We start from the raw sequence: 15,860 nt of genomic DNA, 5'->3' as shown, positions 1-15,860 counted from the left end.
TCCCCCAATCTATTCTATCACTCCATTTCTGTTTCAGATGCGTCATCCGACGTTCGTAACTCAATACCATTACTTACCGTACTCAGATCAGTTACCACCACTTTTTCATCATCTTCAAGACCTTCGCTAATATAGGCATGCGTATCATCGGTCAAGTCAATAGTTACTTTTCTGATCTCTAATTTTTTCTCTTTCATGACCCACACGGTCTCATTATTACGAATATGGTCTCTGTTGACCCGAACAACGTCAGTAACGGAATCTGCTTGGATTTTAACTTCTACAAAAGTCCCGATCATTAATTTCGGTTTACCTTTTAATTCTTTTTTGGTTGCCAAGGGGTCTGCAACCTTAACAAGCACCCTAGCCAAGCGTGTCTGATCATCCAATGCACCTATCTGCTTATCCAGATACCCTTCGCGAAAAGCATCATTGGCCCAAGCGGATGAATTTTCAATCCGTACAGATGCACCTTTCTCGGAATTGCCATTAGGAAAACTCAACCATTGCAACTTGGCAATCGGTACCGTCGCCAAGACCCAATAGTGGTCAACACCTACTATACGGCCCAGATTATCCCCTTGGGCAACCAAGGCTCCCTTTGTTACGTTTTGGCTCAAAATGTGAGCATCAAAAGGGGCCCGTATAGTGGTTCGTTCCAAATCCAATTGCGCTTGGTCTACAGCGGCCTTAGCGGCACTTATGTTCGCCTTCACCGCGTTGAGCTGTGGTTTTCGGAGTACGAGTTGCCGCTCTTCTTCTGAAAGCGGATTGTTGCCAAAAAGCGAGTCATCCGAAATGAGCTTCAAGTCCTGTTCTGCAATCTGTTGGCGTCCCATCTCCGTATCCAATGTCGTTTGGGATTGCATAAACTCACTTTTTCTAAGTTCAAGAGTATTACGATAATCAGCTGGGTCTATCTGTAATAATACTTGATTCTTTTTGACAAATCCACCTGGGGTAAAAGCGGGGTCTCTACGAATAACCTGTCCAGAAACTAGCGGACTCAAATTGACATCTTCTACAGGTTGCACCGTTCCCGTTGCTACAATTACAGGTTGAAACGTACCCTTCTTTACGGAAATTACGTCTACCAGCATGGCAGTTTCAACACTTGCCCCTTCCTGTTTGGCCTCTGGTTCCGTAGAAAATATAAGTATGGTCATAACAATACCAACACCAAGAATGGCCAAGCAAATCCAAAGTATTTTTTTGTTGTTCATTGGTTCCTATTTCTTATTTTCCATTCTCAATTGTTCTTTCGGTTTCAAAACCTCCGGCAAGTGCCCTATAAAGTCCGATACGAACTTGTATCTGGCGTAATTGCGCATCAACAAAATCTCGACGAAGCTGTTGTTCTTGGTCCAAACCTATAAGTACATCCAAATACGGACTGAACCCATTCAAAAATTCTACCCGCAATTGTTTGTTACTTTTCTCCGCAAGCTCTAACTGGCGACCAATATGCTCTGTTCTTTGTTCTTGCATTATATCTTGCAAGAGCCCATCTTCTACTTCCTGAAAAGCCTCTAAGGTAGTTTGACCGTATTGATATAACCTCTGTTGTTTAACTGCCTCCGTTCTATCTACTTCCGCTGATAACTGCCCTCCATAAAACAGAGGAGCCAATAAGTTTCCTGCTATGGAATAGGCCCAATTATCAAAAAGATCCGCAAAATTATTAGACCGTAACTGCCCCTGTGTATTCACTGAAATTCTAGGGTATTTATTTCTCACCGCGGAGGCCATATCACGGTCTGCCGCAAGTAACAGTGCATACGATTGTTGTATATCCGGTCTACGCCGAACCAATTCTAATGGTAGCCCTGTTTGAGGAAGCTCCGGTAAATCGGGAAAATCCAACTCGTCAAATTCTATATTCTCTTGCGGTTGATTTCCTAAAAGGACGGCCAACTGATTTTCCAACAGACCAACATTCGTACGGGAAATAATACGCTGTTCTTTTGTACTTTCTAGTAATTGAGCTTGTCTTAAAATGTCTACGGCCCGGATTTGCCCGCCTACAAAGCGTGATCTAATTAGTTTAATTATATTCTCATTAGTAGCAATTTGATTTTCTGTTATCCTCAATTGTTTTTTTGCAGCTAGTAATTGGTACCATGTATCGGCAATTAGCGCGGAAAGAGAGATTGATGCCGCTCGGTAATCAAAAAGACTAGCCTCGGCCCTGAATTTTTCAGCTTGTACCGCTGTGTTTATTCGGCCCCACACATCTAATTCATAAGAAGCCGATAGACCTAACTGTGTATTTTCACCACCGGTAAAATCATTCACCGGAAAATTTTCGGCGGTCTGTGCCGAGGCTTCCACTTGTGGCCATTTGTTAGACGCCTCTCTAGATATGACCGATTTTGCCGCCAAAAACTGCTGCCATGTTGCAGACAGATCAAAATTATTGGACATGGCACTATCAATAATAGAATTGAGACGTTCATCCTCAAACACCGTCCACCATTTATCTTCTAGAACACCTTCGCCTTTATACGAAAATTCTTTTGTTTCTTCAATAGGAAGAGAAACGTTCGAAAACCGTGGTGAACACCCTAGCAATATCAAAGACACACCACAGGCATACCATAATATACTTTTGAATTTTTTAGGGTTGAAGTGATTTTTAATTTTCAAGAGGTCAAGGTTAGATTTACCAGTTTGAATATCATCCGTTTACACACGATAAAAGATAAATTTTTTATACTAATTTTTTCATAAGGAAAACTTAATGTTCACTTGGTTTTTTAAGGAAGGTACACGACCTTATATAGAAATATTTCCTATCACGCAGATATAATAGCATCTACTTACCGCATTTATCAATCTTATCGTTTTTGAGATTTCTCAGGATATTAAATTGATGTTTCCTGTAATTTCAACATTAATCATATAAATAGTTAACGCTAATGATGAGCGCATTAACTCATATGATCATGGGGCAACAACCAACAAGTCCGAAATTGAAAAAAGCCAAGTAGTAAAAAGTGCAAGAATAGATGGCATAAAGTCATAGCAATTTCGTTTTTATACAGAATTTTACGGAAAAATAACTATGGGCTACGACGGTAAATATAAAAGGCAAAACTTACTAATACTCATTATCATTGGGCTCGCAATAACAGCCATTGTTTTGCTAACCTGAACAGAATTATTTGCCTGCAGACAACTCAGTAATTTTTACGAAACGACTATTGATGTGCTGCAACCAACCCAAGTGATTTTGTGTGTTCAATAGCTGCAGCGCTTTCGCTAAAATAAAAGGTCTCCGTACCCATATCCGAAATATTCTTGAGAACCTGTTCGACTCCTTTTTTGGGTTTTGCGCTGATTTGCCGCATATATACGACCAATACCCTTTGAGGAAAAAGTTTTACTATCCTTTCATAAATAAAGGGGTCCTTCTGGCTATCATCACCCAACAAGATAAATTTCAGTTCCGGATAAAATTCCAGGATGTCTTTAATTTTTTGGAATTTATGATTGTGATCACCTCTCCCGCTGCTTAGGAAATCGGCTAGACCTTTCTTTATTTTCTTAAGTTTTATAACCGCCTTCGGAAAATCATTTATCTCAGTAAAACGGTTTATAAATTTGTATAGGTTCCATTCGCTGCTAGACACATAAAAAAATGCGTTTGAGCCGCTATCCGCTATTCTACCCACATGGCTCAGTAAACGGTAATGTTCTACTACCTTATCGAAGGTATTTCGTCTGTAAATATTTTGCGTAAGCAGAACATATAATTTTTTAAAAAAGTTACCTGAATGAGATATCAGAAATGTATCGTCTATATCCGAAATGAGCCCGTACTCTCCGGGAAAGGGTTTTATAAATTCTCCGTTAGAACACATCTTTTGACCTTCATGTTCAGCACGAACAACCACTTTGTGCCAGCCCGACTTTAAAGTTTCCGAATAGGGAATTGAAAACCTAAAATACCCATCAGCAAGGGTTTTGGTATTTACCCTTTTGCCGTTAAACTCCAACTGTACTTCACAGTTCGCTATAGGCCTAATGGTAAACATTCTTAATACGGCAAAAGCGTGTCTCACTCGCCTACCGTTCAATTCATAATTAATCCGAGAACGACTAGCGTACATATGCCCGAAAAAAATTATTTCTTGCTCATTTGCATAACCTCGGTATGTTTCAAGAAATAAAGTCATTTTTTAGAACGCTTATCATTATTTTTAAAAGTAGTAATTTCAATATATTCACGAAACTTGGCATGGAAAAAGTTTTATTAATAGTCAATCCGGTTTCAGGAAATCGAGACAAGGAGCCCTTAATTCAAAAGGTGCGCGACTATCTAGGCCCAAAATCCGATTTTTCTTTATACCGTACCACGGGGAAAGATGATAGGTCCGAACTCCGTTCTAAAATAAAAAAAACACAGCCTGACCGTATTGTGGTCTTAGGAGGAGATGGCACTATTAAACTAACTACTGAAGTCTGTCTAGACAACAACATTCTTGTAGGCATTTTGCCTGCTGGTTCCGCTAATGGCCTAGCGACAGATTTAAAACTTCCAATGAATATAGATGAGGCCTTGCCAATAGCTTTTGGTTCCAAATCCAGTTATGTAGATGCTCTGAATATTAATGGGGAGATTGGTCTTCATATGAGTGATATTGGAATTAACGCTGAACTAATTGCCAATTACAGTGAAAGTAGAGTTAGGGGACATTTCGGGTATTTTATAAAAAGTATACCCACTTTACTACAGACTGAAGCTCCATATACTTTCGAAATAGAAGTAAATCAAGAACAGCTGCAGGTAGATGCTATAATGGTAGCTTTTGCCAATAGCAGAAAATACGGAACAGGCGCTGTTATAAACCCTAACGGAAACATAGATGACGGAAAATTTGAACTTATCATTTTCAAGAAATTTGATGTACTGGAAATAATCAAAACCTTACAAGGTGAACATTCGCTAGGTTCCGATTTTGCTAATATCATACCTACAACAAAAGCTACGGTTAAAATGAAAAAGCCCCTTGATTTTCAAATAGACGGCGAGCACTACGGAAAAACAAAACAGGTTACTATTAAAATAGAACACCAAGCCATTCAAATAGCTATAGGTTCATAGTTTTCTAGCTTCACACAACCGAAATTTTGAATTATTCATACAAGAACACGATCTACCACCTTTATTTCATCTCTTTCCGTTAAAAAGTTTATCAAACCCGTTAAAGCCCTTTTGTTCAGTCGCTTAATTTTAGGCTACCCAATCTAAGGTTCTTTGGCGGTTACTATTAATTAAGATTCCACCTATACCAAAGAACCCAAAAATTGGGTAATAAGGATTATTATTAGAAAAAAACATAAGCGGTCTCCTTTTTTCAAGCCCTTCCGCATTGGGATTAATAAAACACCTAAAACTTATAATTATGTTCTCAAGAAAAGAATCTATTTTATCCCTTGTGTTTGTTCTGCTTTTAGGCATCCCTATTTTCATCCTCATAGATTTGGGAACCGCGGTTGACACAGGTAATTGGGAAGAACTAGAACGAGGTCTTGTAAACTACCTTATAAGTATTTGGAGTGTCTGGATATTAACAGTTTCCATAGCCGTCTATTACAAATGGACGGAGAAGAACAACCTTTATTTTTTCATGAACTACTCTTATTTGATCGTAGCCTTTGGCTTTTTTATACATTACAATGCCACACTTTTAAACAATATAGAACTCCCCCAATCCTATGCTTCAAACAGGCTTACATTTATAAGAACGGCAAAACATCTCATGCCAATTCTCTTCGCCACGGGGTATCTACAGGCAAGCGTATGGTGGTTTTCTAAAAAATGGCACCGAAAATAGCATCCAACCAAATATTAAACTTTTAAACATCTAACTATGACACCCTCTAATCAATCAAATAAAGAAAACAACGCTAATCGTAAGCAAGAAGAGCTGAAGGATAAAACCTATACAAGTCACATTCATATGAATGATGAATCACTTGTCAATGAGCTTTTTCAAGCCGCCAAAGAAAAGCTTTATAATGTGAACTTATGGTCCAACTTACCGTGCATTACTTCACATTTTCAGATGTATACTTCTGCAGGAGATAAAAAACAGTCCCCAAAGCCCGAAGTGAACGATTACATAAAAATTAATTTACCTGGTCCTTTTCCTGAGAATTGGGTAATTGTCACAGAGGTTACGGAAAAGAAAGACATGGCTCAGTTTACGGTAAGCCCTAGTGAGAGCCCTGTTGAGAAATGGGAGCAGGACGAAGAAATTGAACACTTTTTTATAAAAGAAGCCACAAGCACATTTCAGGTAGAGCGTAAAGGTAATAGTATTTATGCCCATGAAATAGGAAAGAACGAAGGTATAAATAATGAAGGCGACGAAGCGGGCAACCGAAAATTGATCAACACGATTCTCGCTAAAGGCGGATGGGCCGGTTTTCAAAAATATCAGTGGAAGAAATTATTGGACTACTTTGTGAACAAGACTCAAATTACTTCTGAATAAACCAAAAAATACCAAGGCACAAAACCTTAGACCTTTCGAACGAGTTACGTATCAGATCCGTTAAACCATTGTTACTGTGATTATTCCTAAAACATTTACTGGTGTCTATCCTATTCATCTTTACTGTCAAAAACGTAATTTTTTGAATCAATAAAAGTCGCAATCGTCGCTTAAATTGGGGGAATTAATAATCATTGAAAATAATCTGATATGAAAAAAACTACATACAATATAATCCTTATTTGCACACTAGTATTCTTTTGGAGCTGTGGGCCTAAAATTGCGGCAACTACAAAAACACAAAAGAATTTAAAGAATTATGAGACTTACGCCTATCTGCCGAACACAGGAATTGAAGCACCTCAAGGCATAACTCAATCTGCGGATGTAGGAAGTGAAATTGTCGAAGCCGTAAATAAAAACATGACCCGTGCAGGCTATACGGTAGACCGAGAAAATCCCGATTTATTGGTTCTTTTAAAAACAAATTATGACAAAGAAACCGAAACCTATATGGACCCGGATTATGCTTTTTATCCATATGCGTCTTCGTATCCTATAAGTCCATATTATAATAACTACTATTATTATCGTTACAACACCTATAACAACATTGTAGATTACGATAAGGTTGTAGATCGATATATTGATGCGGGACTCGTAATAAATTTAGTGGATCGCGAAAGCAAGAATATCGTTTGGACGGGAACTGCCGATGATTTTGAAATCTATCAACAAGATGTAACCGCAAAAGTTGCAGCATATGTTGATGATGTGTTCGATAAGTACCCAACGGTTGCGAACAACTAACAGAAAAGGTGAAACGGGCGGCAGTATATTACCGTAATGAACATAACATGCTTAACGACAACACCTGAGAGATGAAACTGAAATTTTAGTCCATTACACTTGAACATTCGTACAAGTTTTGGATTACTCTCCCCTTCAACCTACTGTATAAATCATTTATAAACTTTTAAACATTTTTATCATGAAAAAGACTTTTACCAATTTTGTGACCATAGCTATCACAACCATTTTATGCGGATTTTCCGGTATTGCACAATCGGACGCAATATTAAGCGAAGTAGAAAATTCAGAAACATATGAGACTATAGATTTGCTCATAATGGACAAGGAACTATCCACTTTTGCCAATTTAGCGATGTTGTCCGGCCTAGGAAATTCAATGAAAGCAACGGATGAAGGCCATACACTTTTTGCGCCTACCAATGATGCATTTAGGGATATGTCAATTAAGGAGTTTTCTAAATTGACCAACCCTAAAAATAAATCTGAGCTGGTGACGTTCGTAAAATCTCATATCTTGCCAAACAAGTATATGAGTAATGAGTTTGAAGATAGGCAAGTTATGAGTGTTGGAGGGGATAATGAAGTAATTCTATCCAAAGACTCTTATGACAATGTTTATATTGGTGGCGCAAAAATAGTTAAGCCCAATATTGAAGCTTCAAATGGAGTGATCCATGTTGTAAACAGCGTCATAGATTCAGAACGATCTATTACAAATAGATAGTCGTTACCGAACGAATCTTTATAAATTTTCAACAAACCATGGGGAGTAATCTCCATGGTTTTTTACTTCGGTCAATCATCGCTTTACGGAGTACCCAAGACCATATCTTCCTTTATCTCTTCACTGGCAACTTTTAATAATTGGTCATTATCATTGAGTTCATCACTAGAAACCTCTACCTTATCTTTGGTTTCCCTACGTTTGTTGACAGGTACTTTGTGCGCTTTCCCATCCACTGATTTTATAACAAAAGTACCTTCACTATAGGTCATTACAGAAGATTTTGGAACAACGTACAAACTATCTTTAGTCTGTAAACTCAATGTAACTTCGGCAACCATACCTGGTTTTAATAGTGGATTGTTTTCGATATCTATTTCCACACGTTCAGAACGTAGTTTTTTGTCGAATGCCCCCGCCATTCTGGCTACTGGAGCCTTAAAAGTTTTACCTGGAATTGAATTCACTCTAAAACTTACTTCATCGCCAATCGTAACAAACCCTGCATAGTTTTCGGGCACAGAAACTGCCAAACGCAATTTTTTGTCATCTTGGACGGTCAACAAAGGAGTTTCAGAACCTTTTCCTGACGGACCTACATAGGCACCAATGTTTACATTTCTGGAGGTTACAATTCCCTCGAAAGGAGATCTAATTTGCAAATAGCTTTGCATTACCTGATACTCCTTGTAATTAGCCTTTGCTGCTTGTAGTCTGGCATAATCCGAGTTTTTGGCCGATAAGGCTAAGTCTATCTGATTTTTAGAAACCGTTCCTTCAATTTTACTGGTTTCCGACAAACGGTCATAGGTGTTTTTGGTTGCCATATATACTGCTTCGGAAGCGTGCAATTGTGCTTCGGCAGCCAGTAATTGCGAAGTAATTTCTGGCGCTTCCAATGCAATTAAAAGCTGTCCTTTTTTTACTTCACTGCCAATATCCACTTTCAGTTCTTTTACATAACTGCTTACTTTGGCGTACAAATCTACATAGGTAAATGCAGATAGTTCTGCAGGAATATCAATACTAGTGGTCAACACTTCTTTCTGTAAGCTAAAGGTTTCTACTTTAGCTTGTATTGGCGTAGTTTTCACCTGTTCATTCTTATCTTCATTTTTGCAGCTATACGTTGCCAATAACACGGTTACTATGCTAATTTTAAAAGCACTATCCAGTTTTAAGTCTGTTCATAATGAACCAACTAATAGGGAAATACATTTACCCAAGTATATTAACCTTAAAATAGGCAGCGATTATATAGATGTTGCACTTTCTGAAATTCTCTTTTTACAGAGTTACGGAAACTATGTTAAGGTATATACTATGAAACGGATTTACGTTGCGACAACGACTACCTCCGAACTAGAAAGGAAATTGCCATCTAATTTGTTCACTCGTGTGCAAAATCTTTTATAATAGCAATTGACAAAGTAAAGAAACTAGAGAAAGATAGCATTGTTATTAAACCATCTACAATGCCTATAGGCATCACTTACCAAAGGGAATTACTGGAGAAATTAGATTGTAACCTTTAAATATAAAGGCCTTACCTACTTCCTGTCCGCTTCCTGATTCCTACAAATTGTAAAGTATCAATATTACGTACGGAAATAATGAATTTAGCTTCACCTATTTTAATAAGTCCCGAATCTTGCACGGCAGCATCTAAATAAACCGAGTTTAGATTTTCAACTATCGCATTTACATATCTTATAAGTTTTGGATAGTTATTTTTTCTTCAAAAGACAGACCCAGTCCTCATGCTTGGTGCTTTTTGTAATTGGTGGTGTTCCTAAATCCCTAACCGCACCAGCACTAAGAGTTGTAACACTTCCCAACTGAAGTTCTCCCCCATTTACAGGATCGAACCAGTGTACTTGAAACTCTCCTTCTTCTTCCAACAAATTAATTGTTGCTTGTTTGGTATTTGGAAGGAACAAAGCATAAACCTCTCCTTTTTCTCGAAAACAATATGCTTCATCTATATTTACTAAGTTATGTTGCGGTTTCATCTGCCAGAACGGGAGATGCTCTTCAAAAAATTCTCTGGCATGATTGGTTATTTCCCAAAGCCGATTCCTTTCTCGCCAGTCTTCGGAGTTTAAATCGTTATGCGGGTGTTTTGCTCCAAAATACCACTCTACTCCAGCACCACCGGAAAGTAATGTTCCCCATAACACATATTTCCTTAAGCTTTCATGGGTTGGGTCTTCACTATCCAAAACAGCACCTTGATGCCATTTCCCTATTTCATCCATGGTAATCAACCATTCGTTTCCAGCTGCTTTAGATTTCTCCTTCCACCTTTCTATTACCTCTGCAGTTTCTTTTCTTTCAGCTTGTTGTAAGGATAGGCCATCAACATATTTATAACCCACAATAGAATCTAGAATATCACTTCGTAAGGGATCATGTGCATGGGTGTGTAAAAGTACCGGATGGTTATAAGGGTCAGACTTTTTGATAAACTTAGCCATTGCCTTTCTTTGTGCGTCGTTCTGTCCTAAAGGCGACCAATCTGCAGGGCCGTTTTCTTCGCCTAAATTCCAATTAAGCGCTAAATGATGACCAAAACGCGCTATCAATTCATTCAAGTATAGCTGTCTTAATGGCCCCGTATCCCCTCTATCTAACAGAGTTTCATTTTCGGTTTCCTGTAAAACGATATGTAGTAACAACCCTTTAGACTGCATATGTTGAAAAACAATTTCCCATTGCTCTAGTTTACTCACATCAAAACGATTAAACTCATCCGGCTTTACATAAGGCCAAACATCTTTTCCATCTCCCATAATATTCATCGTCAAGAAGTAAACAGAATTCATTTCCTTAGAAGCAAGATAATTTAGAGCTCCAATAAGTGCTTTTCCTTTACCATCTTTCCAAGTAGGGTCACCCGTTTTCCAATCTTTTAAGTGTAATGAGTAGGAGTGAATTTCGTTGGTGGTGCTTGCCTCTCCTTCTTCATTTGAAGCCTCCATTCGGTAGGTATCGTCAAAATCAACATAACCCAATAAATTTTCTGGGCTATTAGCTCCCACTTTCATCCAATATTTATCCGAACCCGTGAATTTATAATAACCGTTGGATGCTACGAGCCTGCCATGTGCCCTAAAATCAGCACCTTCTTTATCGGATGCTACCACTTTAAACCCGCCAGTAGCATTGGAAATGGAAATTTTTTCTGCCGTAGAAAAATCATTTTTTAAAGCGATGTCATCTTGATGATACAGTACTGCCGAATACGTCCAATCTCCTAACTCCTCAGGAGTAAACCGAACGCTCCAAATATTCCCCTGGTCTGCACTGGACTCGGAAGCGTTTCCATCTGCCGCATAAAAACCTCTTATTGTATAGTTGGTCTCCTCATTTTTGAACTCTACTTGTAGTAGATAGTTTAAAAACGGATTATCAGCTGCATCTTCTGAAGTCTTAGGACCTTCAAAATTTAGTTCTACCGTATGCCATTGTTTTTGAATTTCAGTAAAATTAGTGCTGGCAACCGCTACACTTTCTTCTGTCTCTGAGGGTAATTTTAATCTCTCAATTGTAGTTAGTTCTGGTCCACCTCCACGATTACCGCTACCTGCAGCCATATAGACATAATCGTCAACAATAGTATATCCGGTGCCGTGACGCCCTTGTATCATTGAAGGCCAATTTCTCCATGTTTTTGTCTTTACGTTATAGGCTTGCACTTCATTATGAGCAACTTCATGTGCTATACTTTCCCCTCCGCCAACAATTACTTCATTCTTCCAAACAAACGCAGCATTTCCCGCTCTTTGGGTAGGTATGGCTAAATCATCCGTAACCTTTAGCCATTCATTTTTTTCAAAATCATACACATTACCATATGTATTGGTAAGTGCCATATCCTGACCTGTTTTCTTTGAGGTTTTACGACCCGCAAAAGCATATAATTTGTTACTGGCCACTGCAGCATGAAAGTGGTCACGGGCGTCAGGGGCATCAGTTAATACTTTCCATTCTCCGGTTTTTGGGTCATACACATCAAACCACGGCTGGTAACCGTTCATATGGCCTTTGGTGATTCCACCTACTACATATATTTTACCATTATGAGTAGCGATACCTGCCCCACCTCTTCTGCGATGCTCGGGAATTTCATGACTATAGACATACTCATCTTTCTCCGGATAATAGACAACAACACGGTCTAGTGGAGTTTCATTGGGCCATTGTCCGGTCATTCCTCCAATAATGTACACGGCATCATCTACAACAACCGGTTGAAAGTGATGTATCTCAATAGGTGTTGGTGCTTTTGCCGTCCATGTTTTGTTTTCAGTATCAAAGACATCGGTAGGATTAATACGTCTACCTCCCATAAGGAGAATTTTATTTTTATAGGCAACCATACCTGCCTCATGGCGGGCTGTTGGCTCTCCTTTTGCTTCAATTTTCTCCCACTGCCATATTTCCGTCTTGGAAGCGGCACAACTCATTAACGATAAAAGACCTGCGAGAACTACAATGAAATACAGGTTCTGCGAGAAAAAATCCGATTTATATACTTTGGTATTTTTCATTCAGTCGTTTATTTTTTATCCGTAATTATATCAATCAATTCTTGGTATGGTGTACCGTCATCCGCTACAAGACCAAAGCTTCCACTTTTGTAGTTCCAATTGGCGTGGGCTATGCCCGTTTCTTTAAACAAGGCCATCATATCTTCATACCATGCCAAAGCCTCTTGTTTTGGTGCTTTCTCAATAATTCCAAATTCACCACAGTACAACGGTAGCCCTAGGGATTTTGCTTTTTGAATCGGTTTTTGCCATAATTCCAACAAAACCTCTTTATCGAATTTTACGTCTACATATTGTTTCACTGAAGGCTTTACATTTTTCGGCAGGGTATTGAATTCCTTTTCAGTAAGCAAGACGCCTGGATAATGCACAGGACCTTCATACCCTTTTAAATTCGTCCAACTTGCATTGTAGTGACTCAGTAAAAAAGGTGTATAAAAATGAAAACTCAGCAGAATGTTCTTATCATTTTCAGGCACTTTTAGCGCATCAAAAGTATCCACGGACTGCCACCTATTAGAACCTATAACGATAGTCCGTTTTGGCTCAAGCTCACGAATAGCCGCAAAAGCATTCTTCAATAGTTTATTCCACGATTCATTATCATCAGCTACCGCCTCGTTCATTAATTCATAAGCCACTAGGGAGTTAGGGTATTTGCTGAGAGCTTTAGACAGATCACGCCATAAATCGAAGAATTTCTCTTGTTCTTTCGCATCCGTCCACAGCGGTTTTTCTTTCGCATTAAAGTGATGTGACCTAAGAATATGGAGGTCCACTATGACCTTCAAATTATATTCCTCGCACCATTTTATACAATTGTCCATCAGCTCAAAAGCATCATCATGCCTTTCAACATCATCATTCCACATTTGCTCTTCGTCAATGGGCAACCTAATATGATCAAATCCCATAGCTGCGATCGCCTTGACATCCGCTTTTGTAAAAAACTGCTTGCGTTCCTCTCCCCTACGACCACTTTGTGACAACCAATGCGCAATGTTGGTTCCCTTATAAACAGTGAAACTTTCACTCTTTTTTTGCTCTGAGGACTGACAATACGAAACAGTTGTGATGAGTAACATCACACATAGGAATCCATTTTTCATCATTTTACTATATAGCTTCATACACTTCAATTTTACCAACCTTTATTTTCAGATGCTTAAAAAATAAGAACCTCATCCGTCACAATCTTTCTCCAGGAATTCATTCTTTTGACATCATCATACCTTATTCATAATGATTACTTTCTTGCATACCGCATACGAAAATAGAAGAAAATCGTTTCAGTAGCTATTTCTTTATCATAGCATCAAAATTTAACAAAATTGATTTCTTGAAATCAGAGCCTTACCCCCTAAAATTTTCTTGCCGCAATCATCATGTGAGGACTAAAACTTAGAAGATTAACATCGTTCTCAGTAATTTTGATTAAATCCATTAGCGTTTTTTTATCCTCTTCGTTAGACATGCGGACGAAATAATCCTTATCCAACCAAGCCATACCCTCAACCGCATGAATATTCAAATATTTTAATTCTTGAGTTTCAAACTCCTCTCTCAATTCTTCTGGCCTGTGATAGTAGGCTTCGGCAAGAAGCCATGGAAATTCTTCTGGTGGAGTATGAACTCCACTTGTTAACTCGTCCACGCACATCTTAAAATAAGATTCTTTGTGTAACAACCCGTGAAAAAGACCCACCAAGGTAGATGCGGTATAGTTGATGGCAAAGCCCAAAATAACCCCTCCCTTTTTCGCAATCCTACAAGCTTCTTTTATCGCTTTTATTCGGTCTTCCCTATTCTGCAAATGATACAAAGGGCCGTGAATGATTACTAAATCTGCATAATTATTTGGCAGGTTTAAACATCTTGCTTCTCCCAACTGAACCTGAAAAGGATTCTTTAGACTACTTGACCTTTCTTTTGCTTTCTTAATGTGTTTAGGAACAGGATCTATCAAGAACACATCATGCCCCTTATTTGACAACCACGCTGCGTACTTGCCCGTACCACCGCCTACATCAACTACTTTGGCCGAATCTAGTTGAAGATATTTATCTATGAGATATTTTATCCTTTCGAACTCAAAAACACCCATGCCTTTGTCCAGCCTGGTTTCTTCTGATGCCCTGGAATAAAAGAATTCTATTTCTCTACTTATTAATCGTTTTTTGCCCATTAGATTTTGGGAGTTACCTTTTCTTATTACAGATAATACTCTGTGATAGGAAAAGAGGGTCGTACAAACAACAGACCACTTTTGACGTTCTTAAAATGTTGTGATTTATAAAAAAATGAACATAGTTATCTCCTTACACTGGATTTGAGTAACCCACTGGTATGTTCATCTCTATTAAGGAGAGTGTCTTTAGAAAAGACAAAATCTGTATGTTAAGTATAGTAAACAGGCTTTAAAAGTAAACGATAAATTCTAAATTTCAAATACCTCTAGTAGATAACCTAGCTAGATATTTATTTACAGATCTGGATTCTTAGAAAAAGGGGTGACTCGTGATTTCTTTATTAGCCCTTAAACCGCACCTTATTTTTTGCGATACAACCACCAGTTCATATCCCTTGTTAGCTCATATCCTAATTTCTCGTAGAGAGCAATTGCCGGATTACCTTTATTTGTGTGCAAAATAGGCGTTTTGTTCTCTCTGAGAATTTCCTTTGTAGTATGCGCTATCAACTGTTTGGCCAGTCCTTGTCTGGTATACTCGGGGTGAGTAACCACTGCACTAACTTCTATAAAATAATTGGTCTGCATGCGTTGCCCTGTGATTGAGACCAACTTACCATTATTAAATATGCCAAAGTACTTCCCCATTTCAAAGGTTCTTTTCTTGTAGTACCCAGGCATAACCAACCAGACTAAATCATAAATTTCATCCATAAAACTCTTATCTAGCAAGACAATGTTTTCTGTTATTGAAACGTCTGGCAACGTATTTAAAACCATTTGACAACCATCAATCTTTTTCTCAAAGATAACTTTGGTTTCGTCTATTACAGGAGTTTGATCGGCTGAAACAAAGAAGAAATGATCCGAAGTTTTCAAATACTCATCAGAAGCTTTAGCTGTTTTTGATTCATCAAAAAAAGAACCAAAAGTGCATACTTCGGGGTTATAAAATTGAACTCCATTCAGTTCAACAGCAAATTTTTTATGGGTTTCCTTTAAGGAATACCAAACCGGATTTTTTAATTGTTCCTCCAAATCTATCATGAGGTCAAATATATAAGAAATATGCTTTTATT

14 protein-coding genes are annotated in these 15,860 nt (G+C 38.3%); 6 read left to right on the top strand and 8 right to left on the bottom strand.

All coding sequences use genetic code 11. The annotated features are described in order from the left end of the window. Positions 1-17: 17 nt before the first annotated feature. The 3 genes from P0077_RS11600 to P0077_RS11590 all read right to left on the bottom strand — a co-directional run bounded on the left by P0077_RS11600 (position 18) and on the right by P0077_RS11590 (position 4,178). Positions 18-1,223, bottom strand: a complete 1,206-nt coding sequence (locus P0077_RS11600; protein WP_276165413.1) for an efflux RND transporter periplasmic adaptor subunit — start codon at positions 1,221-1,223, stop codon at positions 18-20. A 13-nt stretch (positions 1,224-1,236) separates the two neighbouring features. Beyond that, the gene (locus P0077_RS11595; protein ID WP_276165412.1) at positions 1,237-2,646 is read right to left on the bottom strand and encodes a TolC family protein; all 1,410 of its coding nucleotides are present in this window, start codon (positions 2,644-2,646) and stop codon (positions 1,237-1,239) included. A 554-nt stretch (positions 2,647-3,200) separates the two neighbouring features. Further along, positions 3,201-4,178 carry an App1 family protein phosphatidate phosphatase gene (locus P0077_RS11590; RefSeq protein WP_276165411.1) on the bottom strand — a complete coding sequence of 326 codons (978 nt, stop codon included), beginning with the start codon at positions 4,176-4,178 and terminating at the stop codon, positions 3,201-3,203. Between the two features lie 62 nt (positions 4,179-4,240). Here P0077_RS11590 and P0077_RS11585 point away from each other — a divergent pair, with 62 nt between their 5' ends. From P0077_RS11585 to P0077_RS11565, 5 genes are all read left to right on the top strand, one after another. Continuing rightward, positions 4,241-5,107 (top strand): diacylglycerol/lipid kinase family protein, encoded by an 867-nt coding sequence (locus P0077_RS11585; protein WP_276165410.1) that lies wholly within the window; start codon positions 4,241-4,243, stop codon positions 5,105-5,107. Between the two features lie 301 nt (positions 5,108-5,408). Next, a complete protein-coding gene (locus P0077_RS11580) occupies positions 5,409-5,840 on the top strand; it encodes a hypothetical protein (RefSeq protein WP_276165409.1) in 432 nt (143 codons plus the stop codon). A gap of 36 nt (positions 5,841-5,876) precedes the next feature. Next, the gene (locus P0077_RS11575) at positions 5,877-6,503 is read left to right on the top strand and encodes a hypothetical protein (protein WP_276165408.1); all 627 of its coding nucleotides are present in this window, start codon (positions 5,877-5,879) and stop codon (positions 6,501-6,503) included. Between the two features lie 210 nt (positions 6,504-6,713). Continuing rightward, positions 6,714-7,313 carry a DUF4136 domain-containing protein gene (locus P0077_RS11570; protein ID WP_276165407.1) on the top strand — a complete coding sequence of 200 codons (600 nt, stop codon included), beginning with the start codon at positions 6,714-6,716 and terminating at the stop codon, positions 7,311-7,313. A 181-nt stretch (positions 7,314-7,494) separates the two neighbouring features. After that, a complete protein-coding gene (locus P0077_RS11565) occupies positions 7,495-8,040 on the top strand; it encodes a fasciclin domain-containing protein (protein WP_276165406.1) in 546 nt (181 codons plus the stop codon). 83 nt (positions 8,041-8,123) lie between these two features. On the opposite strand, the gene P0077_RS11560 is transcribed toward P0077_RS11565, so the two are convergent. Further along, complete coding sequence (locus P0077_RS11560) at positions 8,124-9,134, bottom strand: efflux RND transporter periplasmic adaptor subunit (RefSeq protein ID WP_276165405.1); 1,011 nt, start codon at positions 9,132-9,134, stop codon at positions 8,124-8,126. Between the two features lie 55 nt (positions 9,135-9,189). Here P0077_RS11560 and P0077_RS11555 point away from each other — a divergent pair, with 55 nt between their 5' ends. Next, entirely contained in the window at positions 9,190-9,456 is a 267-nt protein-coding gene (locus tag P0077_RS11555; protein WP_276165404.1) for a LytTR family DNA-binding domain-containing protein, read from the top strand. A 311-nt stretch (positions 9,457-9,767) separates the two neighbouring features. Here the strand turns inward: P0077_RS11555 and P0077_RS11550 are convergent, their stop codons facing one another. The 4 genes from P0077_RS11550 to P0077_RS11535 all read right to left on the bottom strand — a co-directional run bounded on the left by P0077_RS11550 (position 9,768) and on the right by P0077_RS11535 (position 15,828). Next, positions 9,768-12,593, bottom strand: coding sequence for a Kelch repeat-containing protein (locus P0077_RS11550; RefSeq protein WP_276165403.1), 2,826 nt, complete (start codon positions 12,591-12,593; stop codon positions 9,768-9,770). Positions 12,594-12,601: 8 nt separating this feature from the next. Beyond that, positions 12,602-13,723, bottom strand: coding sequence for a glycoside hydrolase family 5 protein (locus tag P0077_RS11545; protein WP_276165402.1), 1,122 nt, complete (start codon positions 13,721-13,723; stop codon positions 12,602-12,604). A 230-nt stretch (positions 13,724-13,953) separates the two neighbouring features. Further along, positions 13,954-14,778 (bottom strand): class I SAM-dependent methyltransferase, encoded by an 825-nt coding sequence (locus P0077_RS11540; protein WP_276165401.1) that lies wholly within the window; start codon positions 14,776-14,778, stop codon positions 13,954-13,956. A gap of 363 nt (positions 14,779-15,141) precedes the next feature. Beyond that, positions 15,142-15,828 (bottom strand): GNAT family N-acetyltransferase, encoded by a 687-nt coding sequence (locus tag P0077_RS11535; RefSeq protein WP_276165400.1) that lies wholly within the window; start codon positions 15,826-15,828, stop codon positions 15,142-15,144. Positions 15,829-15,860: the final 32 nt, after the last annotated feature.

The sequence above is a fragment of the Zobellia alginiliquefaciens genome, from assembly GCF_029323795.1.
Lineage (GTDB): Bacteria > Bacteroidota > Bacteroidia > Flavobacteriales > Flavobacteriaceae > Zobellia > Zobellia alginiliquefaciens.
This window is presented reverse-complemented; position numbering and strand designations above follow the sequence as displayed.

What these genes read in the sequence shown, in the direction of transcription:
- P0077_RS11600 (WP_276165413.1), bottom strand. Translation starts at nt 1,223, where the DNA reads ATGAACAACAAAAAAATACTTTGGATTTGCTTGGCCATTCTTGGTGTT.
- P0077_RS11590 (WP_276165411.1), bottom strand. Translation starts at nt 4,178, where the DNA reads ATGACTTTATTTCTTGAAACATACCGAGGTTATGCAAATGAGCAAGAA.
- P0077_RS11585 (WP_276165410.1), top strand. Translation starts at nt 4,241, where the DNA reads ATGGAAAAAGTTTTATTAATAGTCAATCCGGTTTCAGGAAATCGAGAC.
- P0077_RS11580 (WP_276165409.1), top strand. Translation starts at nt 5,409, where the DNA reads ATGTTCTCAAGAAAAGAATCTATTTTATCCCTTGTGTTTGTTCTGCTT.
- P0077_RS11575 (WP_276165408.1), top strand. Translation starts at nt 5,877, where the DNA reads ATGACACCCTCTAATCAATCAAATAAAGAAAACAACGCTAATCGTAAG.
- P0077_RS11570 (WP_276165407.1), top strand. Translation starts at nt 6,714, where the DNA reads ATGAAAAAAACTACATACAATATAATCCTTATTTGCACACTAGTATTC.
- P0077_RS11565 (WP_276165406.1), top strand. Translation starts at nt 7,495, where the DNA reads ATGAAAAAGACTTTTACCAATTTTGTGACCATAGCTATCACAACCATT.
- P0077_RS11555 (WP_276165404.1), top strand. Translation starts at nt 9,190, where the DNA reads ATGCTAATTTTAAAAGCACTATCCAGTTTTAAGTCTGTTCATAATGAA.
- P0077_RS11550 (WP_276165403.1), bottom strand. Translation starts at nt 12,593, where the DNA reads ATGAAAAATACCAAAGTATATAAATCGGATTTTTTCTCGCAGAACCTG.
- P0077_RS11545 (WP_276165402.1), bottom strand. Translation starts at nt 13,723, where the DNA reads ATGAAGCTATATAGTAAAATGATGAAAAATGGATTCCTATGTGTGATG.
- P0077_RS11540 (WP_276165401.1), bottom strand. Translation starts at nt 14,778, where the DNA reads ATGGGCAAAAAACGATTAATAAGTAGAGAAATAGAATTCTTTTATTCC.
- P0077_RS11535 (WP_276165400.1), bottom strand. Translation starts at nt 15,828, where the DNA reads ATGATAGATTTGGAGGAACAATTAAAAAATCCGGTTTGGTATTCCTTA.